Below are 22434 nucleotides of genomic sequence, written 5' to 3'. Positions count from 1 at the left end.
AAACGTTAACCGCTGATGCTTTCTCATACAAAGCTGAATGCACATTTGGAGGAGAAAATATGTTCAATCACGTGATGATCGGGTCGAATGATATCGAGCGTTCGCAGCGCTTTTATGACGCTGTACTCGGCACGCTGGGAGCGGGCGAACCGCTACGCCACAAGGCGCCTTCCGGCCATATGCGTCTGTTCTATCGGCATGAAGGCAACACGTTCTGTGTGACTGAGCCCATCGATGGCGAAGAGGCGACGGCTGCAAATGGCGGCACGATTGCTTTCAAGTGCAACTCTCCAGAGCAAGTGCGGACATTCCATGACACAGCGATCGCGCATGGAGGCCAATCGGTCGAAGATCCTCCTGGGCTAAGAGAAAGCAACTTGGGCGCAATGCATCTCGCTTATGTGCGTGATCCGGATGGCCACAAGTTATGTGCGATCTATCGCATAAAGTAAGCATCGTCGACCGCGCGGCCCAACAAGCCGCGCACGCGCCGCGGTAAGAAACGCGGCGCGTGAGCGGTAGCGTTGGGCCGGTTAAGCGTTTTTCGACTCCCAACAAAAATTAGTAGCCAAACCGTCCAAGTGTCATTTAGTTCGCAGGAATCTGAGAAAACCGCTCGATAACGCGCTCGCCCCCTACGCGGCCTGCGGCAATTGGAAGGTCGTGCCGTAGTACGCCGATAAACGCTGCATAAACAATTCCGCCCGGGGCGGAAAACCGCGCGCGTAGTAGCGGCAAAGTTCGTCGTAGACTCGGCGGCGGAAGGCCTGGCGGTCGACCGGTACGCCCGAGAGGTTGTCGACGCTGACGTTGAACGTAAAGCCGGCGGCGATACTCAACGCCCATTCCACCGCCTGCGGCTTGGCCTCCACTTTTTCGAACGCTGCCTGCTCGGCCTCGTCCCGACCGTCTGGGTGATACCAATAGCCGTAGTCGACTAACTGACGCCGTTGGCGCCCCGCTATACACCAGTGCGCGATTTCGTGCAGCGCACTGGCATAAAAGCCGTGGGCGAAGATAATCCGGTGCTGCGGATGCTGGGCATCGGCAGGCAGATAAATCGGCTCGTCCTCGCCCCGCACCAGCACGGTGTTCTCCCGCACCCGGAAGGTGTCGTCGAACAGCTTGATCAGATCGTCAATATCGTGTTGTCCGTTCGTGTCAGTCATAACTTGTTATTGGTCCGAATCGGCAAAGTAGCGCACCATCGCTACTAAGCCGTCAACGTCGCGTCCGCAGTAGTTTTTCAGTGCCGCTGCCAAGGCCTGCCGCCGCGACAGACTCGTTGTCGCAGCGATTGCCTCCAGGTACGCCACTTGCGCGCCCAAGCCTTCGCTGACCTCGTCGGCCGGTGCTAATGTGTTGCCCGCCGCCAGCGTCGGCACCACGGCTTTCAACGACCAGGCACCGTGCATATCTCGGTGGTAATAATGCTGTTGCACCCAGGGCAGAAGGTCGACCACGCGCTCGGCCAGCGCTCGTAACGGCTGCTTTAGGTCCGGCAGGCGCTGCGCTAGCTGGTGCAGCATGCGTCGCTCAAAATCCCCGTACACCAGCACCGGGCCCGCCTCGCCCAACGCTGCCAGTAAATGTTGGGCGCAGGCGCGCATCGGCGGCTCGCCGCTTAGGTCTAGAAAATCGACCGGCTCCGGCGCGGCGCCGGGGCGCGTTCGATACGGCACGCCCATTGAAACGGCAAGGATTCGAACGGCCGCGTCTGCGGCCACATCGGAACAGCGAACTGAACGGCTTCGAAGTCCAAATAATACCGCGGGTACGGCAACGCTCGGGCAAACTCTACCAAGGCGGCATCCAACTGCGGCTCGCCGCTCACCGCCGCACGGTGGATACGCCGATGCAGCGGCTTTTGCAAACGCCGGGCCGGGACTTCGCGTAAGTCTTCGTAACCGTCTTCCTGCAAGGCGCGAACCAGCGCCGGCGTCGCGCGCAAGTCGGTCACCGGATAATCCGTCGGCGGCGGCGCTTGGCAGTAATCGAGAAACACACAGGGCCCCGGTTTCCGACAATGGCTGCCGGTGCTCGCCTCGGGCTCGTGGGCTTGCAGCTCGCTCTCTGCCGCCTGCAACCAATCCGGCACCGCCGGCCACCATGCCCGCACCTCGTCCGTTACATCCTGCTCGACGAAAAAGCCGCGATAATCGCCATTGCCTGGATAAACGAAATCGGCGTTGATGTAGGCCAGGCGCACGGTGTGCAGCGTTTCCCCGGACTGCGCCACGATCCAGGCCTTCACCGCCAGCTCTTTGATATGCTGCGGTTTCGGCCGTACCGTGGCTCGGTATTCGGTGACAACGCCGGCGGCGAGGCGGTCGATCCGCGCCTCCAGCCCGGCGTGGCGAAACCAACGTCGGAACTCGGCGGGCTTAGCACCCGGCTCGGCCTGCGCTACCGCCAGAAGATCCCACTGCGGTATAACGCGGGGCCGCTCGGCGGCTAGCTCCGGGCGCCAACGCGACAACCAAGCCAGCTTGGGGCAACGCCGATGCGTAAACAGATGGGAGGGCCTTAACAGGCCGACGCGGTCTTTCATGCCGCTTATAATACCGGGGCCGACCAGCCGAATAAAATGCAGCCCTCGCGATTGGCGGGAAAAACGGTTGTTTTATTTGCGCGCTTAGCGACCACGAAAAACCACCGACATTCAGAGTATTCTTGACCTCTTCCAAACTGATTAAAACCGCTGCATCATAGCGGCCCTGTTCGACTCGGGACGTGGAAATGATTTACTGGCTCGACATATTCGGCGTAGCGGTTTTCGCCGTCACCGGCGCTTTGGCGGCCGGGCGTAAAAATCTGGATTTGTTCGGTGTCGTGGTGCTCGGCCTGGTAACGGCCCTTGGCGGCGGCACGGTGCGCGATAGCATTCTGGGCGCCACCCCGGTGTTTTGGATTACCGACACCGCGTACATCATGGTCGCGGCGCTGGCTGCGCTACTGACCGTGGCCTGGGCGCGTTGGGGACGACTACCGCAGAATCTGCTGCCGATTGCCGATGCCGTCGGGCTGGCCACCTTCACCGTCATCGGCGCCCAAAAGGCCTTGAGCCTCGGCGTCAATGCGGAAATCGCAGTGATGATGGGCGTGATGACCGGCGTTGTCGGCGGTATGGTGCGCGATGTGCTTTGCGGCGAAGTGCCGCTTGTCCTGCGGCAAGAAATTTACGCCACCGCGAGCTTATTCGGCGCGATTATATTCGTAACGCTCAATCACCTGTTTCCGGCCCAGGCCGTAGCGACCTGGATCGCCATAGGCGCGGTGCTCGGCTTGCGTCTTGCCGCTATTCGCTGGAATCTCTCCCTGCCGGTTTTCGCCCACGAAGACAAGCGCTAACGGCGCAATCGCCAACGCCTAGGGCGGCTCGGCAACCGCGGCCGCCCTCCTTCCTCATCTTGTCCCCCGAAGCTTGAGCCCCCCATATCTAGCTGGCGAAGCGCGTTCCGCGCCTCGCCCTTCGTGTTGCTTATCCCTCGACAACAAGAACAGGACGCGAGCATGGAACGCACGCTCATTATCGTGATCTTGTGCTTTGCGCTACCGCTTAGCGGTTGTCTGACCGACAAAGATTCGCCCGAGGCCTGCCGGCATGACGTCAACCTCGCGCTCAGCCAGGGCCAATGGGAGCGCGCGCTGCGCCTGCTGGATAGCCGGAGTTGCGAGGCTGCCTATACGCCTTCGCAACGGGCGCTTAATTATGCTGCCGCGCACACCGGCAAAGCCGGTTTCGATGTGCCCGACTTGATCGACAAGATCCTCCGCCATACGGATTTACCGGATCAAAAGCCGGATGCCCGACGCCTACTCGCGCTGTTCGAAGACTTCGAGCCCGAATGGGATAGCCTCACACACCTTCTGTACGCTCAGCAATATCATGTCGAGATCCTGCGGCGCTACAGCGCGTCCGCCCAGTTGCAGTGCCGCCGCAGCCGACTCGGGGAGATGGATCGTTATCAGAAGGAAGCCTGCTTTTATTACGGGCTGCTGAGCCTAATTCAAGCGCTGTCGAGTTTTGCCGTATTGGTGCCGGATGAGGTGCAGCACTGGGTCGAGCGCTATCACGATGCGGCTTGCGAACCGGCACCGCTACCGGAGCTGACGCCGCGCCAGGCGCAGGCGACGGCCTGCGCGCTGGAAGCGGCGGCCTATCTGGCCGGCGAGAAAACAACTGGAAGCTGTCTGGCTACGCCCCACGAGACCGACATCCAGTGGCACCGACTGAGCGACCGCAAGGACGTGCAGTTCTATGACGGCGGCCACCCCATCACCGCTGCCGAGCCGCTTCGCATTCGGGTAAAAACAACGGACAGTTGCGATAGCGAACGCGAATTTTACCGTTTGTTTCGGGAAGCAGCGCAGCATTCGCCGGTACTCACCGTCGGCGCCTGTCGCAGCGACGATATCCGCCAGCGTTGCGATGGGCCGGACCCGGCAAAGGATTGTTGGCCTTGCCCCGTTCTAATGCCGGACGCGGAGGCGCTAACCGCCCACCAAGCGCTATTGCAGGCCCTGAACGATCAGGTCGAGGTTCTGCTACAGATGCTCGCCGCCGAACATGAGACGCGTTTACGCAAAGACCTTGAGGCCTTAAGGCATGAGCTTTGCCAACCGGTCGCCGGCACTGGGAAGGCCTGCCGCAAGAACGACGAGGGAGTCTTGCAGATTAACGAAGCAGCGCTAATCGAATACTTCCGGCAGCTATAAATAAGCCCTTGGGAACGGCGGTGCCGCGAAGGCGTACTAGACGCGTCCGGCCGGCGGACGCACCAGCAAGCGCAACGGGGTAAATAACACCAACACCGCCACCAAGGCCGGGCCGAAAGGCAGGTCGAACAAGACTGCCGCCACGAAACCGAGTAAATACGCAACGATCGACATCGTCGCCGCCAGTAGCAGCGCCCAGCGCCAACCCGGCGCCAGGGCGAACGCAATCCAGGCCGGCACGAACAGGACGGCGAAAGCCGCCATCACACCCATGGCCGTCGCCGCCAAACCGATCGTTACCGCTGCCAGCAAGTCGAAGGCGACGCTTTGCAGCCGCACCGGCCGACCATTGGCGCGGTCGTGCCAGGGGAAAAGGTGCTCCCGTAACAGAAGGCGCGATAAGAAAGGCAAACCGAACACAACCAACCCACCCAAAACCAGTGCGGTCAACAAGTGTTGGCTGCCGATAAAGTACAACTGCCCGTCAATCAATGCCTGACCGATCAGCTGCGCGTGGTGACTGTAGGCGGCACCCAGCAGCATCACACTCCAACCGATCAGGATAAACAAGGCATACGTATCGTTGCCCTTACGCCGCAAAAGCCCTTTCGCTAAGGCGACCAGGGCGCCGCCGCCCAAGGCTCCGGCGATAATAGGCACCCCTACTAACGGGGCCAATACACCGCCGGCCCCGGCGATATGGGCATAGCCCAAGGCCGCTAACCACTCGCCGCGTAAGCGCAAATATAAACCGAGGATCGGCAACAGCGCCGCGAGCAACAAGCCGGTAAAGAAAGGAACGCGGAATAACGGATCGAAAAGCAGATCAAGATTCATCGGCCAACTCAATCACTCGGCTACATACTCGCCGTAAAACTCGCTCTCGTGACTGACCACAACGGCCGCTCGCCCCGGCTCAAGGTCTAACAAACGCTGCTCCAGTAGCGCGACCCCCTTCGGGTCGAGGTTATTGGTCGGCTCATCGAGCAACACCAGCGGCGCCGGATTACTCAGAGCCGCCCAGACGTAGAATAACTGCCTCTGCCCGCCGCTCAGGCGGTCCAGGCGCACGTCGCTCAACGCCTGCAAACGCGGCGGTAAGGCGGCGGCGTCGCCGTCCATTAAGCGCACCAGCTCGCGGGCTTTCAGCGGCAGTTCTTCCGGCCGATTGCCATGCTGACTCTGGTAAGCGAGTTGCAACGACGCCGCCCGCTCGATAGAGCCGCGAAAACGGCGGGCAGCACCGACCAGAGCACGTAGCAAGGTGGACTTGCCGCTCCCGTTCGGCCCCGCCAGGCCGACTATTTCGTTCTCGCCTACGGTAAACGAGAAGGGGCCGACCACCGGCTCTGCATAGCCGGCGACCAGCCCTTCCACTTTCAGTAACACCAAATCGTTCTCACTCGGACCGGGTTTGGCCGATAGCATCCGTCCATTGCGAGATTAATGCAAAATAATCTTCTGCCGTTGCATCGAGCGCGACATTGCTCGGTAGGCGGAACACCGGCCAACCCAACTCGTTCGACAAAAACTCCGGCCCGTTTTCCGGTTGATAGACCAAGTGCACGATGACACCGGAGCGGTTACTCAACTGCCGCACCAAGTCCCGTAAATGACTTGCCGTCGGCGGCACGCCGGGAATCGGTTCGATATACCCAAGAACCGGCACGTCGAAACGCGCCATCAGATAATCGGCGTCCTTATGATACAGCACGGCCCCTGCCGCGCCTTCAAGCTGAGCTTCCCACGCGGGCATATGTTCTCGCACCTGTTCGGCGATGCTCGCGCATTGGCTCGGTAAGCGTCGGCGTTAGCCTCGTCCATGGATGCCAGGCGTTCGGCCAAGGCCTCGCCCGCTTCCGCCATCCGCACCGGATCAAAATAGATATGCGGATTACCCGCCGGATGCACGTCGCCAAGCGATCGATCGGCAACGCCGTGAGCGTCCATCAGGTCGACCTGGGCCGCGGCTTCGAAATAGCCGCGCTGACCGGGCTGGATGCGCGGATTATGCGCGCCTTGTATGGCCGGCGGCAGCCAGCCGATTTCCAGCTCCGCACCGACGGAAACGACCAGGTCGGCGCGCCGCAAGGCCGCCATCATGTTCGGCCGCACTTGCAGGTAGTGAGCATCGCGATCGGCAGGCGCTAATATCCGGACATCGGCATGCTCGCCGGCCACGGTGCGAGCCAGCATGCCCATGTTGGGCGTTGTGGCGACAACGTTCAGCGCCGCCTGCGCAGCACCGGACACGATGAGTAATAGCAAAGCGAGAAGCAATCGTTTCATGCGGTCTCCTCCATGCGGAGTTGAACGTGGCGAAAGCGAGGCGCCTCCGGCAAAGCCTCCTTAGGGCGGCTTGCCGGGGCGCTGGTAAGGCAGCGATTAGAACGAGTGCGCGCCGTGGGCGCCAAGACTCAAGTTGTACTGCAACATGACCTGGGTGAAATCGCCGTGGCCGTGGTCGTCGTCTTCTTCATAGCGGCCGTGATTCACCTGCAAACGGAAGCGGGAGAATTCGGTCGCGGTGAAGGTGACATTGGCGGAATAGCGGTGGGATTCGTCGAAGCTGTCATAACCGTCATTGTTAGTTAGACCAACAACGTCATACCGCAAGCCCGCACTCCACCTTGGTGCAAAGCCATACACAGCCTGAATGTAGAGACCGTCATTTTTTCGGGTCTCCCGGTTCTGGAACTCGGGGCTTGTCGTGCTGCCCACCTCTCCAGGCACACCCTCAAAATAATCCAAGCTCAAGCGGCGATACATGTACTCCGCTTGCAGGCGCCAGTCGCCATGCCCATAGCTTCTGCCTGCATCGTAGCGGTAGACCCAATCGGTTCCGGCAAACCAACCATCGCCATCCCACGCTTCCACACGACCACTGCTATGGGTTTCTACGTCCTGGAAGCTACGTGCATAGCCGCCAAAGACACCTACCTGCAAAGCATGCTCATAACCTAAGTCAGGCGCGAATTTAGCAAAGCCCGTGAACAACCGGGGGCCGTCTACATCATCCAGGCCGTAGTTGGTCCGCCACCGAAGGCGATCAGGTGTTCCCCCGGTGCCTTCGGCGTAGCCAACAATCTCATGGCGGCCGGAACCGACATAATTAGCAACCCCCGAAGTCTCGCCCTGAAGCACCTCTACGCCTAATCGAGTATAAAACGGCGTCGCCGGCACCCAGGAAACCTGTACGCCCTTCTCCTGCAAGCCGTGGTCGCCGAAGAGCAGTTCGTTCATGAGCGGACGGTCGACGAAATCCCAATCATGTGGATGCTGTTTGTTGATGTAGCCGACATCGCTGAGGAATTTACCGAATTTCATCTGGAATCCGGCCGGTAAGGCGCGCGTGACGGCATAGGCCTCTTCGACTTCGATGCCGGAATCGCCTTCGATGGCCAGGGTAACGACGGCGTCGAGGTAGTTGTCGATAGCGGCGGCGAAGACGATTTCCGTCTCCCGCAGGTTAAAGCCCTGATCCAGCTCGCCGTGTGCATGATCGTGGCCGTGACCGTGGTGGTGATGGCCGCCGCCGAAACCGGCTGGGGTGGGAATGTCGCCGTCTTCGTCGTCCCAGTAGAAAACGCCGTCCAGAATTACCGAAATTTCCGGGTTGAATAAGGTGCCGGCACCGACTTGTCCCGTGTTCAGGCCGCGCGGGCGCAAGCCAGGGCTATCGAGCGGGTCGCGGTGTTGTGCACTAGCCGGCGCTTGGGCGTTTGTGCCCCGCGGTTGTTCGCCAACTTGCGCTAACGCAACGCTCTGGCTTCCCCACGCGGTGACCAGCGCTACCGTTGCCAGCACTCCGAATTGTTTCTTTTTCACAATAACCCCCTGATGATCATGGGGCCGGCACGACACGCGCCGGCCGCACCCTGCCGAACAGGAGGAAGATGCTACCATATAACGTTACATTCGCAATGTTATTACATAACTTATTAACGTTTTAACGCAGCGGCTTTTCTCGTTCCCGCGTACGCCGCCCGGCGTCAATCAGCCTCGATACTGAGATTGAGCAATTGCGGCAGTTCGCCGGGCCGCACCATGCCGTAGGCCACCGCATCTATGACAGAAACCGGCTGCTCCGGCTGGGCACGTAGCGTGAGGGTGTTGGGCTCTTGCAAAAACGCACCTAACTGCGCCTGGAACTCTTGGTAGAAGGGCTCGTCTGGGTGGCCGAACTCTGCATCTAAACGCAGCAGGAAACCTTGGATAACCGCTTCTTCGGACAAACCCTGCTCCGTGGCGACTTGTGCGATCACTTTCGATAGGAAAGACTCGTCCCGATAGCTCAGCGAGAAATCGACGATACTGACGAAGAACATTTGCTCCTGCGGCATCAGGACCAGATCGGTCAAATCGACGCCGTCCAAGCGCAGGCTCGCGCTCATGCGGCCGATATCTCGCAAATGCGCGCTCAGCTCGCGGATGTCTAGCCGCTGCTCGTCTTCGCGATATCGGTATTCGAATTCGTAATCGCCGAGCAGGCGGTCGTAACCTAAGCTTTGCAATAGCTCGGCCTGCTCGTTGTGCAGCTCGGAAAGATCCTGCTCAACGCCTAGCAGACGGGCATGTAGGTAGCGCGGCGGCGTATTGCGGCGGTCAAAGCTAACAAAGTCCAGCCGCTCGGCGGTAAAGACCGGCTGCGACAGCGCGCGGACGTGCAGCCGATGGATAGTGGCGTCGCGGCGCCATAAACTGACGCTGACATCCTCGTATTCAACCTGCCACTCCGGCGGCAAATCGGCCACAAAAGCTTGGACTTCGCGCTCGAAGCGGCGCTCCATCACACTTTGCGCCGCCCAATAAATCAAGGCCAGCGCGAGCAATGCTACTAAAACCCAAGCGCCTAACTTCGCCTTCATCCGCATACTCCTCACAGACTTCTAATGTCCCGTCGATCTGCTATGGCAGTGGGAACCATTTTTTGTGCCGACGGTCACAATTTAATAATCGTTCCTCGGAATTTTCGCCTTGTCCCTGCTTTTGAATAAGGCTTCGCAGAGGTTCTGGGAACGTATTTGGCGTTTCCTTCAGGAAACCAGAGGTAAGACCTTATGCAAAAATGGCTAACCAAGTTCTTCGTTGCGCTCTTCGGCTTTAGTATGCTTGCCGGCCTGGCGGCGGAGGAACAACTGGAGCAGGATCTCGCCCGCCTCCAAAGCGAATGGCAAGCCGTGGTCAGCGCCCCCGCCAGCAGCGAAGAAAAAGCGCATGCGCTCCATACGCTGGCGCAGAAAGCCGAACTGATCGCCGAGCGCCACCCCGATAAAACCGAAGCGCAATATTGGGCGGCGTATATGAACAATGGCTATGACGAAGTCGCCAATAGCCAGCACATGCGGCAATAACCGAGCGTCCCGCGAAAGCGGCGGAGTGCTCCCGCTATAGCCAGTACAACAACAGCTGCAGGACGGCTAACGCGAAAATGCCGGCCAATACGTCGTCGATCATGATGCCGAAGCCGCCGCCGACGTAGCGATCCAGCAAGCGAATCGGCCATGGCTTGAGGATATCGAATAAACGAAACAAGCAAAAACCTAGTATCACCCAACCCCAGCCAGCCGGCACGGCGATCATCGTAATGAGAAAACCGACCACTTCGTCCCATACGATGGCGGGATGATCATGCACCCCTGCATCGCGCGCCGCCACCCCGCAAATGGCAATGCCGACGACGAAGAATAGCGCCGTTACCGCAAGATACACCGGCAAGGAAAACTGCGCCAGGACGAGAAAGATCGGAATCCCAGCCAGGGTTCCGAAGGTACCCGGGGCTTTGGGGGCCAAACCGGAGCCGAACCCTAAGGCGAGAAAATGAACGGGATTGCGCAGTTTAAAGCTGGCGGTACTGACTTTCACACATCTTCTCCGAAATGCTGGTAGCCGGCCTGCGCGACTTCGATGGCGCCTTCCGCCAATTCGAGTCGTAAGCCGGGCTCCGCCTCTATACGACCGATCCGCGTGACCGGCACCTGTAATTCTGCGCCGATCGCGGCAATCCGAGCTGCCGCATCCGGCGGAGCGGTAAAGCACAGTTCGTAATCGTCGCCGCCGTTAAGCGCATAATGCAGGCGTTCGGTTTCCGAGGACGTTGCCCGTAAAGCGGAAGACAAAGGCAAGGCCGCAACCTCCAAGGCGCGCCGACCCGGCTACGCGTTAGAATATGCCCAAGGTCGGCGCACAAGCCGTCGGAGATATCCACCGCCGCGCCGGCGATACCGCATAATGCCTGCCCTAAGGCAACCCGCGGCTGCGGGCGGTGCAAGCGCTCGATCAACTGCAAGGCATCTGCATCGGGCTCGGTTTCGGCTGCCGCGCGCCAACATTGCAATCCGGCGGCCGCATCGCCCAGATTGCCGCTGATATAGACGTCGTCGCCGCACCGGGCGCCGTCCCGTCGTAGTGCCTGCTCCGGCTTCACCCAGCCTGCCACTTGCACCGTGATGCTAAGCGGCCCTTGGCACGTATCGCCGCCCACCAGCGCGACCCCGAAGCGCTCGGCCAACACACTTAAACCGGTGCTGAAATCGGCCACCCAATCCGTCATCGGGTCCGGCAAGGTGAGCGACAGCAACGCCCAGGCCGGACGCGCGCCCATCGCGGCGATGTCGCTTAAATTGACGGCAAGCGCTTTATGGCCGACGCTGCTGGCCGGCGCATCGGCCGGGAAATGCACATCGCCGACCAAGGTGTCGGTGCAAAGTACTAAGGCTTCTGTCGTCCCGACGTCCAATAAGGCCGCGTCATCGCCGACGCCCAACAGCACGTCGTCGCGCATCGCCCCCTGCGCTGAAAAGAAACGCTCGATCAGCTCGAACTCCGCCCCCGCCACATCAGCTCCCTCGATAAGCCTCTGGATACAATTCGCGTACCGCTTCCCCGTCCGCACGTAATCCGTGGCAGGAGCCGACCACCCGGTCGACAAGCGCCTGCCTGCCTTCGGGCTCGCTTTCCTTTAACGGTGCGAGCGTTTGAAACGCAGCGGTACCAATAGGCCCTAATAGCTCCACCAGGTGAGTACAGCCGAGCGCTCCGCCGACGAAGCGCCGTGCCTGCCGTAGCCAACCGGGGCCGATTCGCAAACCGACCAAGCCGGAAAAGCTCGCCGCAGCGTGCGGACAGCTGGGAAACGGGTGGGCGTCAAGCGTCGCTTCGACGGCGTGTATTTGGTAGTTGTCGTCGATGGTAACGCGCATCGCCATGTCGTGTACGGGCTCGCCCACCGCCAAGGTGCCGCGCCACCGATTACCATGCTCGTAGCTCTTGCGGTCCGTTAAATACGCTTCGATATCCCAGAGTCCATCCTGGCGGCGATATCCCTTCACCTGAATGTCGCGCGTGTGTATCGGCTCGCGGGGAGCTGCCGGCGACAAGGGCATACATCACCTCGCCATGATTGCAAAGCAGCCGCGTCGCGCGCGGCTGCATGATCTCACTTCTTAAGCTCAGCGGCACGGAATGGATTCTGACGCGCGACTTTATCGAGCACACCATTAACGTAACGATGACTCTGTTCGGCGCCGAATTGCTTTGCCAACTCTACCGCTTCGTTGATGACGACCCGCAGCGGAACTTCCAAACGCTCGTTGAGCTCGTAAGTCCCCATACGCAAAACGGCGCGTTCGATCGGGTCAAGCTCGTTAATAGGCCGATCGAGGAACGGACTCAGCTGCTCGTCGATAAGGTTGAGCTGAGTCGGTACGCCGTGCAACAACTGCTTAAACAGCTCGACGTCGACCTGCCCCATGTCCATCTCGTCGTTGAACTGCGCTTCGATAGCGGACAGATCCTGCCCCGCCATCTGCCATTGATACAAGGCCTGCAACGCACGGCGCCGGGCGCGTGTGCGTTGTCGCAAAGCTTCGTTGCGCTTGTCCTTGGGTGCCGCCATTAGTCGAGTTTCCGCAACAAGCTCACCATCTCTACGGCCGAAAGAGCCGCTTCGGCTCCCTTGTTACCCGCTTTGGTTCCGGCCCGCTCGATGGCTTGTTCAATGGTGTCGACGGTAAGCACGCCAAAGGCCACGGGCACGTCATGAGTCATCATCGCTTGCGCAATACCTTTAGTGCACTCGCCGGCGACGTAGTCGAAGTGAGGCGTTCCCCCACGGATGACGGCCCCTAACGCGATGATCGCATCGTAGCGCTTGCTCGCCGCTAAGCGGTTAACGACAAGCGGGATCTCGAACGCACCGGGACAACGCACCACCTCGATCTGTTCGTCGGCCACACCATGACGACGCAGGGTATCGAGCGCGCCCTCCAACAGGCTTTCAACGACGAAGCTGTTAAAGCGTCCGACGACAATGCTGTATCGGCCTTGACCGCTGGTGAAATCACCTTCAAACGTTTTCATTTAAACTCTTCCGTTGCAGGGAAGCCGAAAATGCCGTTTACATTCCCGGGCTTTCTTAGTTGACGAAGACTATCTGGGCCGGCCTCAGCTTTTGTCCGGGTCGACGTATTCGACGACTTCCATGCCGAAACCGGACAAGGCATGCATCCGTTTCGGCAAACTTAGTACGCGCATCTGGCGTACCCCGAGATCGGATAGAATCTGCGCTCCCAGGCCGTAGGTGCGTAGGTCGCTGCTTTGCTGCGCCTGCATATCGACCTTATCGCCATGACCGGCCTGAAACTGGTAGGCCCGCATTCTAGCTAATGTGTCGTTGACGTCGTCCTGCTTACGCAGCACGACCACAATACCTTCGTCGGCGTCCGCCACCTGTTTCATGGCGGCGCGCAAAGGCCAACCGCATTGCGGCCCGACACTGGCGAAAACGTCCGAGAGGGTATTCTGGATATGAACCCGCACTAAAGCAGGCTCGTCGGGCGAGACTTTGCCGCGCACCAGCGCGAAATGCACGGCATTATCGACGTTGTCTTGGTATGCGTACATGTGGAAATGACCGAACTCGGTCGGCAGTTCGCACTCGGCGACCCGCTCGACCGTTCGCTCGTTACGAATCCGGTAGGCGATCAGATCGGCCACGGTGCCGATTTTCAGGTTATGCTCGCGAGCGAACTCGATGAGATCGTCGCGGCGCGCCATGGTTCCGTCTTCGTTGAGGATTTCGACGATCACGGAGGACGGCTCAAACCCTGCCAAACGCGCCAAATCGCAGCCGGCTTCGGTATGGCCGGCGCGGGTCAGCACGCCGCCGGGCTGTGCAATCAACGGGAAAATGTGCCCCGGTTGGGTTAGATCTTCCGGCCCGGCATTCGGTGCGACGGCCACCTGCACGGTACGTGCGCGATCGGCGGCGGAGATCCCGGTCGTCACGCCCTGTGCGGCTTCGATGGACACCGTAAAGTTGGTCGACTGTTTGCGGTCGGTGTCGTTCACCATCAGCGGCAAGCGCAGGCGCTCGCTGCGCTCCTTGGTTAAGGTCAGGCAAATCAGCCCACGCCCGTAGCGCGCCATGAAGTTGATGTCGTCCGGCCTAATCATACTGGCGGCCATCACTAGATCGCCTTCGTTCTCGCGATCCTCGTCGTCCATGATGACGACCATTTTGCCCTGGCGCAGATCTTCGATAATTTCTTCAATCGTATTAAGAGGCATACTGCGGGACTCCAACGTCCATAATCATTGACCGGCGAAGTGTACCGGTTTCCGCTGCCGGATGGTGAGCGGCACGTCAGCGCCGAGCACCGAATCCGTTTTGTTCGAGAAATTCGCGAGTTAGCCCGCCGCCGGCAGGCTCCGCAGCCCGCTCGCCCAAGAGCAGGCGTTCCAGATAGCGTGCAACGAGATCGACTTCCAGATTAACCTTGCGGCCGGGGCGGAACTCTCCGATGGTGGTCGCGGCAAGGGTATGCGGAACGATGTTGATTTCGAACTCGGCGCCCTCGACGCGGTTAACCGTCAGGCTCACGCCATCAATGCAAATCGACCCCTTTTCGGCAATATAGCGCGCCAGGCTATCCGGTGCGCGTAATCGAAACCGTTCGGAACGTGCATCGGGACTCCGCTCGACGATCTCGCCTAAGCCATCGACGTGACCGCTAACCAAATGGCCGCCCAACGGCGTGGAAAGCGTCAACGCGGTTTCCAGGTTCAGACGATCGCCAACCGAGAGATTCCCCAAACTGGTACGCGCTAGGGTCTCGCCGGAAACGTCGGCGGCAAACGCCTGCGACTCCAGGCTCACTGCGGTCAAACAAACGCCGTTCACGGCGATGCTATCGCCGATCGCCGCGCGAGTCAGATCCAATTCGCCGGTTGCGATCTCCAACCGTATGTCGCCGCCGCGCGGCTCGCGCCGCCGCAATGTGCCCACCGCCTGAACGATTCCGGTAAACATCTTCAACCCTCCTCGTCGGCACCGGTCGGCGCCGCCGGACATTGCACCCGAACGCGAAGGTCCGGGCCGATTTGCTTCACGTCGATAAGCGCGAGCGGAACGCGCTGTGCCATCGAGGTCAGCCCTGATAAGGCAAGCAGCGGACGCCCCTCATGCCCCATCAGGTGCAGCGCCTGATAAATCACCAACTCGTCGACCAGGCCCGCTTGCACAAGCGCACCGCCCAGCGTGGGCCCGGCTTCGACCATCACATCGTTGATCTCGCGCTCGGCCAAATGCGACATCAATCGCCGTAGGTCGACACGACCGCTATCGTCAGGCAAGGCCACGACCTCGGCACCGGCTTCGCGCAAAGCCAATCGACGAGGTTCGTCGGCATTACCGCAAACAATCAGCGTTTGCCCCGGCAAGCGCAGCATGGCGGCCTCCGGGCTCATCCGCAGATCGCTATCCACAACCACCCGTAGCGGTTGTTGCTCGCGCGGGGGCGGTAGCGGAAATTCGCGCACGGTGAGCGAAGGGTCGTCGGCCAGTACCGTCCCGATCCCGGTCAGCATTGCCCCGGCCTCGGCTCGCAACCGGTGCACATCGCGGCGAGCGGCCGGGCTGGTAATCCACTTGCTCTCGCCGCTGGCCATGGCGGTCCGCCCGTCGAGACTGGTAGCGAGCTTGAGCAAAACCCGCGGCTGCCCCGACCGCATTCTTTTCGCAAACCCCCCATTTAGCGCTTCCGCCTCGGTTTTTAGCAAACCGACGGCGGTTTCGATACCGGCCGCGCGTAGACGTTCCAGCCCGCTGCCTGCAACCCGCGGGTTAGGGTCTTCCATTGCTGCGACAACACGCCCGACACCGGCCTCGATCAATGCATCGCAACAAGGGGGAGTTCTACCGTGGTGCGAACACGGCTCCAAGGTAACATACGCGGTAGCACCTTTCGCATCGGCGCCCGCCTCGCGGAGCGCATAAACCTCGGCATGCGCTCCGCCGGCTATCCGGTGCCAGCCGCTACCGACCACCTTCCCTTCACGCACAATCACGCAGCCCACCCGCGGATTGGGCTGGGTAGTCATTCGGCCACGCTCGGCAAGCGCCAGCGCCTGGGCCATGTAACGATGGTCGTCGGCGGAAAACGCAGACATGAGGACTCGTCGGTTCGGTTATAGAAAAACGGCTAGTCGGACAGGCGACCGTCTAGCCGTTATCCGGTTTATCCGTGTTGCTAGGCTTCTCTAAGCCTTCAATCACTTCCCGGAACGCACTGACATCTTCGAAGCTACGATAAACAGAAGCAAACCGCACATAGGCGACCTGATCCAGCTCCCGCAATTCATCCATGACCCACTCGCCCAGCTGACGCGATGGCACTTCGCGCTCGCCGCTCGCCTGCAAACGTTTTTTAATCCGGTTAATAGCGGCCTCGACCGCCTCGGTCGCGACCGGACGTTTCTCTAACGCCCGTAACATACCGGTCCGGAGTTTACGCTCGTCGAACGGCTCCCGCGTCCCGTCGCTTTTGACAAGACGCGGCATGATCAGCTCGGCGTTTTCGTAGGTTGTAAACCGTTCGCCGCAGGCGCCGCACTCGCGCCTACGGCGAACTTGATCGCCTTCACTGGCAAGGCGGGAGTCGATCACCCGCGTGTCCTGTGCATGACAAAACGGACAACGCATCGCGGTGTTACTCCTCGTTTATCTAGTCAACGCCAATTAAGCGCGATTCCACTCGTAAACCGGGAAACGCTTGCAGATCTCCAGCACCTGGCCTTTGACCTTCTCGATGGTCTCCTGCGAGTCGATGTTATCGAGCACATCGCAGATCCAGCCGGCCAGCTCGCGCGCCTCGGCCTCTTTGAAACCGCGGCTGGTGATCGCCGGCGTACCAAGCCGCAAGCCGCTGGTGACGAACGGCGACTGCGGGTCGTTCGGCACGGCGTTTTTGTTAACCGTGATGTTGGCAGCGCCGAGCGCGGCATCGGCGGCTTTGCCCGTCAGCCCCTTGTCGATCAGATCGATCAGGAACAGGTGGTTGTCGGTACCGCCGGAGACGACGCTGTAACCCCGCTCCATAATCACGGATGCCATTGCGCGGGCGTTGGCGACAACCTGCTGCTGGTATTCCTTGAACTCCGGTTGCAAGGCTTCTTTGAATGCGACGGCCTTAGCGGCGATAACATGCATCAACGGCCCGCCCTGGGTGCCTGGGAACACCAGCGAGTTGAGTTTTTTCTCGATCTCGGGGTTACTCTTGGCGAGAATAATACCGCCCCGAGGCCCGCGCAGGGTTTTATGGGTGGTCGAGGTGGTGACGTCGGCAATCTGGGTCGGGTTCGGGTATACGCCGGCGGCGACAAGCCCCGCCACGTGCGCCATGTCGACCATGAGGTAAGCTCCGACGCTGTCGGCGATCTCGCGGAAACGCTGCCAGTCGACAACTTTCGAATACGCCGAGAAGCCGGCCACAATCATCTTCGGCTTGTGCTCTTTAGCCAGCTGTTCGACCTGCTCGTAGTCGATCTCGCCGGTGTCGGCCTTGATGCCGTACTGCACTGCGTTAAAAAACTTACCGGAGAAATTAACTTTGGCGCCGTGGGTTAAATGCCCGCCGTGATCCAAGCTCATACCCAGTACGGTGTCGCCCGGCTGTAGCAGCGCAAAGTAAACGGCGGCGTTCGCCTGCGAGCCGGAATGCGGCTGCACGTTAGCGTAATCCGCGCCGAAGAGTTCTTTCGCCCGGTCGATAGCCAGTTGCTCGGCAATGTCGACGAATTCGCAACCGCCGTAATAACGCTTGCCGGGATAGCCTTCGGCATATTTGTTGGTCAACACGCTGCCTTGCGCTTCCAACACCCGGGGGCTGGCATAGTTCTCGGAGGCGATTAATTCGATGTGGTCTTCCTGACGACGATTCTCATCCGCCATAGCCTGCGCGAGTTCGGGATCGAACGAGGCGATTTTCATATCGTTAGAGAACATGCGGCTCCCTCTTAAATTAGGTACCAATAGGATTTGAATCTGTTCTCGATGGATTCGCCCGCCGCGACGACGGCAGGCAAACACATGGAGAACAGTGTCCTTCCCGTTTGGAAGACGCCCTAGCGTTTCCCTCGGTGAAAAGCGGTAAATTATAAACGGTTTACGCAAAAACTGCGATTATGCAATCTAAAGGAGACACAATGCATATAGATATAGTGACGCGTTCAGGAGAGAGGGCATAATTGCCATTGTTTAAGCCGACACCGCATGCGACGGACATGACTGCCTTCCCAGTACAGCTTTTGGCAACGACAGCAATAGCGTAGATCCCCTTGCCGTCCCAAGACGGTATGTAAGCGGCAATTACACACCAGGCAGCGACTAAACGGTGCCCGCAACCAGTTGATACCTAGCCGCTCGCGTAGCAGGCGAGCTTGGTCGTCCAGCGCCTGCGTTTCCAGCAGCACAACCCAGCGCTCGGCATCCCGCCGCTCGAGAAAGCCGCGGTCGCGCGTGATCAAGTAGCGCTCCTCGGCAACGACTTGCCGAAAACGGCACGATCCTGCATTCCGGATACCGCCAATGCCGTATCGTACCCCGCGGCCCGCAGCCACCTCGCCAAGCGCAGCAACATCTCGTCGCACAAAAGCCGCGGCCGGATCGCTTCGGTTGAAACAGCAGGACCTGGAACGATTTCTCTTGCCATGATCGATCATTAGTACTAAAAGGACGCCGATAACAGCGCGAACCAAATGGGTGGTACGAAAACAACCGTGAAACGATCCGCACAACCCCGGCTCTGGGTCGGCTGGCGCGAGTGGGCCGCCTTGCCGGAACTCGGGATCCGAGCTATCAAGGCCAAGGTCGACACCGGCGCCAGCACCTCGGCGCTGCACGCGATTCATATCCAGCGTTTCCGCGCCGACGGTCGCGACCAAGTGCGCTTCGAAGTCCATCCTTTGCAGCGAAGAACCGATGTGACGCTTCGCTGCGTAGCCGACGTGATCGATGAACGTGCGGTCACCAGCTCGAATGGACAACGAGAAAAACGGATTGTCATACGGACGCCGCTGTGGCTTGGCGGTCAGCAGTGGCCGATCGAATTGACGCTAACCAATCGCGGCACCATGGGATTTCGCATGCTGCTCGGGCGTCGCGCCATGCACGAGCGCATCTTAGTCGATCCTACGGCCTCCCATTTAGCCGACAAGCCTGACGCTCAGGCACTCGTTATTTCTACGTCGAAGGCATCACGCACATGAGTACCACCAAGCGTCCGCTCAGCATTTTGGTATTGTCCCGCAATCGCAAACTTTACTCGACGAGTCGCCTGGTGGAAGCCGGCGAAAAGCGGGGCCATCAGATCCGGGTCATCGATCCGCTGCGCTGTTATATGAACATTAGCTCGCATCGACCCAGCGTACATTACAAAGGGGAAACGCTGCCTCCGGTCGATGCCATCATTCCGCGCATCGGCGCATCGATTACCTTTTACGGCACCGCTGTCGTACGCCAGTTTGAAATGATGGGCACCTTCTCCCTCAACGAATCGGTGGCAATCAGCCGTGCCCGCGACAAGCTGCGTTCGCTACAGTTGTTGTCGCGCAAAGGTATTGGCCTGCCGGTAAGCGGTTTCGGCTATTCGCCCGACGACACGCAAGATTTGATTCAATTAGTCGGCGGTGCGCCGCTCGTCGTCAAGCTTTTGGAAGGCACTCAAGGCAAAGGCGTGGTGCTCGCCGAAACCGACAAAGCGGCGGAGAGCGTTATCGATGCATTCCGCGGCTTGCGGGCCTACTTCCTAACTCAGGAATTTATTTCGGAAGCACGCGGCGCCGATATTCGCTGCTTGGTGATCGGCGATAAAGTGGTTGCCTCCATGATGCGGCAGGCTAAAGACGGGGAGTTTCGTTCCAACTTGCACCGAGGCGGGCATGCCAAGCCGATTCGCATCACGCCGGAAGAGCGCTCCACGGCGGTGCGCGCGGCACGCATTATGGGGCTCAACCTCGCCGGGGTCGATTTAATGCGCTCCAACCACGGACCGGTTGTCTTAGAAGTAAACTCCTCGCCTGGATTGCAGGGCATTGAGGAAGCCACCGGTAAAGACATCGCCGGTATGGTTATCGAGTTTTTGGAGAAACACGGTAAGCCGGGTAAAACTCGTACCCGTGGGACGGGGTGATATTGGGTTTGGTGGGGGTGGCGTTGCTATGGCGTTGCTATAGTGTATTGCTGGAGAAAAACAAACACATTCTAAGGATGGATCATGCCCAAAGCCGTCACCGTTAGCCTGGCTCTCCTGTTGGTGCTGGCCGCCGACAGCACGGCCGCCGCATGCCGCAGCGCGACAGCCGGCGGTGGCCTCTATTACAGTATGTTAAACCCGTTCGCGAGGTTTTTCGGTCAGGAGCCGGAGAGCCATCGTGGCGCGCATGTCAAAGGCACCTGCGCGTTTAATAACGTCCTGGCCCTACGGGCGAGCTATTTTTGGGCCGAGCATTCGGATGCCAATAACTGGGCCCATGGCGTAGACGGCAGCGTCCTCTTAGGGCGTGCGCTAGCGCGCCCGGGCTTTACCGCCCATATGCGTTTAGGCGGCGGCTATACCCAAAACCGGCTGCAAAGCAGCGAACGCCCAACCTATCGGGTCGGCTATTTCGGTTTTGGCGTTGGTTATAACTGGGAGCAATTCGGGCTGGAATTCGCCCACACTTTACCGATCTTATCCGATACCCTCTCGCGCGAAGACGAGAACCACGACGAGGATCTGCACATCCCTTGGGCGTTCAAGCTATCGGCCTTATACCGCTTCTAAGAAAATACTAAACACCCCTTACCCCTCTGGCCGCGAGGCGAGATCCCCACCAAGGCGCGCTATGTGCCGACAATACTGACGCCTTGGCACTGCGTGACTGCTCGGCCCGCAGAGGGATAAGGGCATTCAGCGTTTCCTTAATGGCCGGCCGCTAATAAAGCCTCCGCAATGGCATCTACTCCACTCGCACCATTCGCCAAAACTACCAGTACCAAAGCTTCTTCCGGCACGATGGCGAGATAGCCGCTAAAACCGCCGGTGGCACCGTTATGCCAGATAAACTCGCGGTCGCCGACGCGTCCATGCATCCAAGCCAAACCTATACCGCCGCTATCGTCGCGGTATAAAGGCTGTAGCGCGTCGGCCACCCAGGCCGGCTCTTGCCGTAATAGGCGCTCGCCGAGGTCCAACAATTGCTCGACATTTGTCTGCCAGCCGCCGGCCGGAGCGTAAGCGTCCATCCGCCAAGGCGTCGTCGGCACACCCTGTAGGCTGCCGACGGCGAGTCGCTCTCGCTCCGCCACATCAGCCTGCGCCAACGCAAGCCCTCCCAGCTGCAAAGGTTCGAACACCCGCTCTTTTAGCAAAAACTCATAGGACTGATCGGCCACGCGGGCTAATAACTGCCCCAGCAAAGCCGTACCGAGATTGGAATACAGGTACTGGCCGCGCCCCTGCTCGATCGTGCTTTCCCGCACCCGAGCGACATCGCGGAACACTTCTTCCGCCGTACTTCCGGCATAGGGGTTATCGGTCGCTAGTCGACGCTGCATATCCGGCCCGGCACCAAGCCGCGGCAAGCCCGAACGGTGAGTCGCCAATTCCGCTAAGGTGATATCGGCCAATGCCGGAGACAGCGCGATATCGGACGGCATCAGGCTGGCGAGCGTTTGGTCGGCAGTTACATCGCCGGAAGCGATCATTTCCGCCAGTAATAAGCCGGTTAGGCCTTTGGTGATCGAGCCGGCTTCGAAGAAGGTGTGCTTATCCGGTGGCTCGCCGTCTCCCGCATCCCCGGCCGCAATCACCCGTCGGCCGGCGGCATCCCGAACTCCGACGATAACGGCAGGCAAGGAGACTCCGACAAGCTCCTTCAGCATCGTCTCAATCCACTCCGAAGGAGGCAGGCTACCTGCGGGCAGTTCTGGCAGACCGGGAGGAAGATCTGGCGCCGGCTGCTCTAAGGTGATGGCCAGACCTTGGATAACGCCCTCGGCATCGACCGTTAACGCGGTTGCCAGTAGCAATTCGCTGCGCTCATAGCGCGCCACTCGCCGATAATGCGTCATGCCTGACTGTGTGTGGAGGCTTTCGTCAAGCAGTTCTTTTTCGCGACCGTACTGTTGACGTAACTGGCGACTCATCCGATCGAGCGCATCGGGACGACCGATCGCCGCCCGCAATTCCTCCCCCAGCCGAGGCCAGAGCGAAGCGGCATCATCGCCAAGCGCGGTAACGGCCGCTTCGCGCAAGACTTCGATGTCGGATTCGGCCGCCACAACGGCAAACCCGACCGAGAAAGCAACCGCTACCGTAAAAAGCCTCGCTAACGACCACCGACAAAGCCGCCTCATAGCATTTCCCTAGCCGAACCCTTCCCTTAAATTCAACG

At 59.8% G+C, this 22434-nt stretch carries 29 protein-coding genes; 7 read left to right on the top strand and 22 right to left on the bottom strand.

The features are described from left to right. Positions 1 to 59 precede the first annotated feature (59 nt). Positions 60 to 452: a VOC family protein gene (locus tag CAI21_RS15995; protein WP_116303207.1), complete on the top strand. Its 393-nt coding sequence runs from the start codon at positions 60 to 62 to the stop codon at positions 450 to 452. A gap of 183 nt (positions 453 to 635) precedes the next feature. Here the strand turns inward: CAI21_RS15995 and CAI21_RS15990 are convergent, their stop codons facing one another. The 3 genes from CAI21_RS15990 to CAI21_RS15980 are packed head-to-tail and all read right to left on the bottom strand — an operon-like array spanning position 636 to position 2551. Next, complete coding sequence (locus CAI21_RS15990) at positions 636 to 1169, bottom strand: elongation factor P hydroxylase (RefSeq protein ID WP_116303206.1); 534 nt, start codon at positions 1167 to 1169, stop codon at positions 636 to 638. 6 nt (positions 1170 to 1175) lie between these two features. Then, positions 1176 to 1682: a DUF2779 domain-containing protein gene (locus CAI21_RS15985; RefSeq protein ID WP_181919472.1), complete on the bottom strand. Its 507-nt coding sequence runs from the start codon at positions 1680 to 1682 to the stop codon at positions 1176 to 1178. After that, positions 1631 to 2551: a DUF2779 domain-containing protein gene (locus CAI21_RS15980; protein ID WP_116303204.1), complete on the bottom strand. Its 921-nt coding sequence runs from the start codon at positions 2549 to 2551 to the stop codon at positions 1631 to 1633. Before CAI21_RS15980 ends, CAI21_RS15985 begins: the two co-directional genes overlap by 52 nt. A 188-nt stretch (positions 2552 to 2739) precedes the next feature. On the opposite strand from CAI21_RS15980, the gene CAI21_RS15975 reads away from it, so the two are divergent. Together CAI21_RS15975 and CAI21_RS15970 are read left to right on the top strand one after the other, a co-directional pair. Then, the gene (locus CAI21_RS15975) at positions 2740 to 3351 is read left to right on the top strand and encodes a trimeric intracellular cation channel family protein (RefSeq protein ID WP_220348532.1); all 612 of its coding nucleotides are present in this window, start codon (positions 2740 to 2742) and stop codon (positions 3349 to 3351) included. 162 nt (positions 3352 to 3513) lie between these two features. Further along, a complete protein-coding gene (locus tag CAI21_RS15970; RefSeq protein ID WP_116303202.1) occupies positions 3514 to 4719 on the top strand; it encodes a hypothetical protein in 1206 nt (401 codons plus the stop codon). A 36-nt stretch (positions 4720 to 4755) separates the two neighbouring features. Here the strand turns inward: CAI21_RS15970 and CAI21_RS15965 are convergent, their stop codons facing one another. The 6 genes from CAI21_RS15965 to CAI21_RS15945 all read right to left on the bottom strand — a co-directional run bounded on the left by CAI21_RS15965 (position 4756) and on the right by CAI21_RS15945 (position 9587). Continuing rightward, positions 4756 to 5556, bottom strand: a complete 801-nt coding sequence (locus CAI21_RS15965; RefSeq protein ID WP_116303201.1) for a metal ABC transporter permease — start codon at positions 5554 to 5556, stop codon at positions 4756 to 4758. 12 nt (positions 5557 to 5568) lie between these two features. Next, on the bottom strand, positions 5569 to 6108 hold the full coding sequence (locus CAI21_RS15960; RefSeq protein ID WP_258868974.1) for an ATP-binding cassette domain-containing protein: 540 nt from the start codon (positions 6106 to 6108) through the stop codon (positions 5569 to 5571). Positions 6109 to 6118: 10 nt separating this feature from the next. Then, a complete protein-coding gene (locus CAI21_RS25110) occupies positions 6119 to 6433 on the bottom strand; it encodes a metal ABC transporter substrate-binding protein (protein ID WP_258868972.1) in 315 nt (104 codons plus the stop codon). Beyond that, the gene (locus CAI21_RS15955; RefSeq protein WP_258868971.1) at positions 6403 to 7008 is read right to left on the bottom strand and encodes a metal ABC transporter substrate-binding protein; all 606 of its coding nucleotides are present in this window, start codon (positions 7006 to 7008) and stop codon (positions 6403 to 6405) included. Before CAI21_RS15955 ends, CAI21_RS25110 begins: the two co-directional genes overlap by 31 nt. Before the next feature lie 96 nt (positions 7009 to 7104). Next, positions 7105 to 8547: a TonB-dependent receptor gene (locus CAI21_RS15950; protein ID WP_258868150.1), complete on the bottom strand. Its 1443-nt coding sequence runs from the start codon at positions 8545 to 8547 to the stop codon at positions 7105 to 7107. A gap of 164 nt (positions 8548 to 8711) precedes the next feature. Continuing rightward, positions 8712 to 9587, bottom strand: a complete 876-nt coding sequence (locus tag CAI21_RS15945) for a hypothetical protein (RefSeq protein WP_116303200.1) — start codon at positions 9585 to 9587, stop codon at positions 8712 to 8714. A 192-nt stretch (positions 9588 to 9779) separates the two neighbouring features. Here CAI21_RS15945 and CAI21_RS15940 point away from each other — a divergent pair, with 192 nt between their 5' ends. Beyond that, entirely contained in the window at positions 9780 to 10073 is a 294-nt protein-coding gene (locus CAI21_RS15940; RefSeq protein WP_116303199.1) for a hypothetical protein, read from the top strand. A 34-nt stretch (positions 10074 to 10107) separates the two neighbouring features. Here CAI21_RS15940 and CAI21_RS15935 read toward each other — a convergent pair whose 3' ends face one another. The 12 genes from CAI21_RS15935 to CAI21_RS26075 all read right to left on the bottom strand — a co-directional run bounded on the left by CAI21_RS15935 (position 10108) and on the right by CAI21_RS26075 (position 18710). Beyond that, positions 10108 to 10584 carry a phosphatidylglycerophosphatase A family protein gene (locus CAI21_RS15935; RefSeq protein ID WP_116303198.1) on the bottom strand — a complete coding sequence of 159 codons (477 nt, stop codon included), beginning with the start codon at positions 10582 to 10584 and terminating at the stop codon, positions 10108 to 10110. Between the two features lie 85 nt (positions 10585 to 10669). Continuing rightward, positions 10670 to 11557: a thiamine-phosphate kinase gene (gene thiL / locus CAI21_RS15930; RefSeq protein WP_309544713.1), complete on the bottom strand. Its 888-nt coding sequence runs from the start codon at positions 11555 to 11557 to the stop codon at positions 10670 to 10672. A gap of 1 nt (position 11558) precedes the next feature. Next, positions 11559 to 12098: a DUF2889 domain-containing protein gene (locus tag CAI21_RS15925; protein ID WP_220348530.1), complete on the bottom strand. Its 540-nt coding sequence runs from the start codon at positions 12096 to 12098 to the stop codon at positions 11559 to 11561. Positions 12099 to 12157: 59 nt separating this feature from the next. Then, the gene (nusB, locus tag CAI21_RS15920; protein ID WP_116303196.1) at positions 12158 to 12616 is read right to left on the bottom strand and encodes a transcription antitermination factor NusB; all 459 of its coding nucleotides are present in this window, start codon (positions 12614 to 12616) and stop codon (positions 12158 to 12160) included. After that, positions 12616 to 13080 (bottom strand): 6,7-dimethyl-8-ribityllumazine synthase, encoded by a 465-nt coding sequence (ribH, locus tag CAI21_RS15915; protein ID WP_116303195.1) that lies wholly within the window; start codon positions 13078 to 13080, stop codon positions 12616 to 12618. Before ribH ends, nusB begins: the two co-directional genes overlap by 1 nt. 84 nt (positions 13081 to 13164) lie before the next feature. Further along, positions 13165 to 14289, bottom strand: coding sequence for a bifunctional 3,4-dihydroxy-2-butanone-4-phosphate synthase/GTP cyclohydrolase II (gene ribBA, locus CAI21_RS15910; RefSeq protein ID WP_116303194.1), 1125 nt, complete (start codon positions 14287 to 14289; stop codon positions 13165 to 13167). A 76-nt stretch (positions 14290 to 14365) separates the two neighbouring features. Then, positions 14366 to 15031, bottom strand: coding sequence for a riboflavin synthase (locus CAI21_RS15905; protein WP_116303193.1), 666 nt, complete (start codon positions 15029 to 15031; stop codon positions 14366 to 14368). A gap of 2 nt (positions 15032 to 15033) precedes the next feature. Next, positions 15034 to 16170 carry a bifunctional diaminohydroxyphosphoribosylaminopyrimidine deaminase/5-amino-6-(5-phosphoribosylamino)uracil reductase RibD gene (ribD, locus tag CAI21_RS15900; protein WP_258868970.1) on the bottom strand — a complete coding sequence of 379 codons (1137 nt, stop codon included), beginning with the start codon at positions 16168 to 16170 and terminating at the stop codon, positions 15034 to 15036. Positions 16171 to 16222: 52 nt separating this feature from the next. Then, the gene (nrdR, locus tag CAI21_RS15895) at positions 16223 to 16702 is read right to left on the bottom strand and encodes a transcriptional regulator NrdR (protein ID WP_116303192.1); all 480 of its coding nucleotides are present in this window, start codon (positions 16700 to 16702) and stop codon (positions 16223 to 16225) included. Positions 16703 to 16738: 36 nt separating this feature from the next. After that, positions 16739 to 18004: a serine hydroxymethyltransferase gene (gene glyA / locus CAI21_RS15890; RefSeq protein WP_116303191.1), complete on the bottom strand. Its 1266-nt coding sequence runs from the start codon at positions 18002 to 18004 to the stop codon at positions 16739 to 16741. Positions 18005 to 18228: 224 nt separating this feature from the next. Next, positions 18229 to 18579: a Mut7-C RNAse domain-containing protein gene (locus CAI21_RS15885; RefSeq protein WP_404840884.1), complete on the bottom strand. Its 351-nt coding sequence runs from the start codon at positions 18577 to 18579 to the stop codon at positions 18229 to 18231. Continuing rightward, positions 18522 to 18710, bottom strand: coding sequence for a Mut7-C RNAse domain-containing protein (locus CAI21_RS26075; protein WP_116303189.1), 189 nt, complete (start codon positions 18708 to 18710; stop codon positions 18522 to 18524). The genes CAI21_RS15885 and CAI21_RS26075 overlap by 58 nt, the downstream gene beginning before the upstream one ends. A 46-nt stretch (positions 18711 to 18756) precedes the next feature. Here CAI21_RS26075 and CAI21_RS15875 point away from each other — a divergent pair, with 46 nt between their 5' ends. The 3 genes from CAI21_RS15875 to CAI21_RS15865 all read left to right on the top strand — a co-directional run bounded on the left by CAI21_RS15875 (position 18757) and on the right by CAI21_RS15865 (position 20822). After that, complete coding sequence (locus tag CAI21_RS15875; protein ID WP_116303188.1) at positions 18757 to 19266, top strand: ATP-dependent zinc protease family protein; 510 nt, start codon at positions 18757 to 18759, stop codon at positions 19264 to 19266. After that, positions 19263 to 20189, top strand: a complete 927-nt coding sequence (gene rimK / locus CAI21_RS15870) for a 30S ribosomal protein S6--L-glutamate ligase (protein WP_116303187.1) — start codon at positions 19263 to 19265, stop codon at positions 20187 to 20189. The genes CAI21_RS15875 and rimK overlap by 4 nt, the downstream gene beginning before the upstream one ends. An 84-nt stretch (positions 20190 to 20273) precedes the next feature. Continuing rightward, positions 20274 to 20822, top strand: coding sequence for a hypothetical protein (locus CAI21_RS15865; RefSeq protein WP_116303186.1), 549 nt, complete (start codon positions 20274 to 20276; stop codon positions 20820 to 20822). A 137-nt stretch (positions 20823 to 20959) separates the two neighbouring features. On the opposite strand, the gene CAI21_RS15860 is transcribed toward CAI21_RS15865, so the two are convergent. Then, entirely contained in the window at positions 20960 to 22396 is a 1437-nt protein-coding gene (locus tag CAI21_RS15860) for a serine hydrolase domain-containing protein (protein WP_116303185.1), read from the bottom strand. Positions 22397 to 22434: the final 38 nt, after the last annotated feature.

The sequence above is a fragment of the Alkalilimnicola ehrlichii genome (assembly GCF_003399765.1).
Classification (GTDB): Bacteria; Pseudomonadota; Gammaproteobacteria; order Nitrococcales; family AK92; genus AK92.
The sequence above is the reverse complement of the archived record's forward strand: the minus strand, read 5'-3'. Positions and strand labels throughout refer to the sequence as shown.

What these genes read in the sequence shown, in the direction of transcription:
- nrdR (WP_116303192.1), bottom strand. Translation starts at nt 16,702, where the DNA reads ATGCGTTGTCCGTTTTGTCATGCACAGGACACGCGGGTGATCGACTCC.
- CAI21_RS15990 (WP_116303206.1), bottom strand. Translation starts at nt 1,169, where the DNA reads ATGACTGACACGAACGGACAACACGATATTGACGATCTGATCAAGCTG.
- CAI21_RS15945 (WP_116303200.1), bottom strand. Translation starts at nt 9,587, where the DNA reads ATGAAGGCGAAGTTAGGCGCTTGGGTTTTAGTAGCATTGCTCGCGCTG.
- CAI21_RS15995 (WP_116303207.1), top strand. Translation starts at nt 60, where the DNA reads ATGTTCAATCACGTGATGATCGGGTCGAATGATATCGAGCGTTCGCAG.
- ribBA (WP_116303194.1), bottom strand. Translation starts at nt 14,289, where the DNA reads ATGCCTCTTAATACGATTGAAGAAATTATCGAAGATCTGCGCCAGGGC.
- glyA (WP_116303191.1), bottom strand. Translation starts at nt 18,004, where the DNA reads ATGTTCTCTAACGATATGAAAATCGCCTCGTTCGATCCCGAACTCGCG.
- rimK (WP_116303187.1), top strand. Translation starts at nt 19,263, where the DNA reads ATGAGTACCACCAAGCGTCCGCTCAGCATTTTGGTATTGTCCCGCAAT.
- CAI21_RS26075 (WP_116303189.1), bottom strand. Translation starts at nt 18,710, where the DNA reads ATGGCAAGAGAAATCGTTCCAGGTCCTGCTGTTTCAACCGAAGCGATC.
- nusB (WP_116303196.1), bottom strand. Translation starts at nt 12,616, where the DNA reads ATGGCGGCACCCAAGGACAAGCGCAACGAAGCTTTGCGACAACGCACA.
- CAI21_RS15975 (WP_220348532.1), top strand. Translation starts at nt 2,740, where the DNA reads ATGATTTACTGGCTCGACATATTCGGCGTAGCGGTTTTCGCCGTCACC.
- ribD (WP_258868970.1), bottom strand. Translation starts at nt 16,170, where the DNA reads ATGTCTGCGTTTTCCGCCGACGACCATCGTTACATGGCCCAGGCGCTG.
- CAI21_RS15980 (WP_116303204.1), bottom strand. Translation starts at nt 2,551, where the DNA reads ATGAAAGACCGCGTCGGCCTGTTAAGGCCCTCCCATCTGTTTACGCAT.
- ribH (WP_116303195.1), bottom strand. Translation starts at nt 13,080, where the DNA reads ATGAAAACGTTTGAAGGTGATTTCACCAGCGGTCAAGGCCGATACAGC.
- CAI21_RS15955 (WP_258868971.1), bottom strand. Translation starts at nt 7,008, where the DNA reads ATGAAACGATTGCTTCTCGCTTTGCTATTACTCATCGTGTCCGGTGCT.
- CAI21_RS15860 (WP_116303185.1), bottom strand. Translation starts at nt 22,396, where the DNA reads ATGAGGCGGCTTTGTCGGTGGTCGTTAGCGAGGCTTTTTACGGTAGCG.
- CAI21_RS15865 (WP_116303186.1), top strand. Translation starts at nt 20,274, where the DNA reads ATGCCCAAAGCCGTCACCGTTAGCCTGGCTCTCCTGTTGGTGCTGGCC.
- CAI21_RS15905 (WP_116303193.1), bottom strand. Translation starts at nt 15,031, where the DNA reads ATGTTTACCGGAATCGTTCAGGCGGTGGGCACATTGCGGCGGCGCGAG.
- CAI21_RS15940 (WP_116303199.1), top strand. Translation starts at nt 9,780, where the DNA reads ATGCAAAAATGGCTAACCAAGTTCTTCGTTGCGCTCTTCGGCTTTAGT.
- CAI21_RS15965 (WP_116303201.1), bottom strand. Translation starts at nt 5,556, where the DNA reads ATGAATCTTGATCTGCTTTTCGATCCGTTATTCCGCGTTCCTTTCTTT.
- CAI21_RS15970 (WP_116303202.1), top strand. Translation starts at nt 3,514, where the DNA reads ATGGAACGCACGCTCATTATCGTGATCTTGTGCTTTGCGCTACCGCTT.
- CAI21_RS15875 (WP_116303188.1), top strand. Translation starts at nt 18,757, where the DNA reads ATGGGTGGTACGAAAACAACCGTGAAACGATCCGCACAACCCCGGCTC.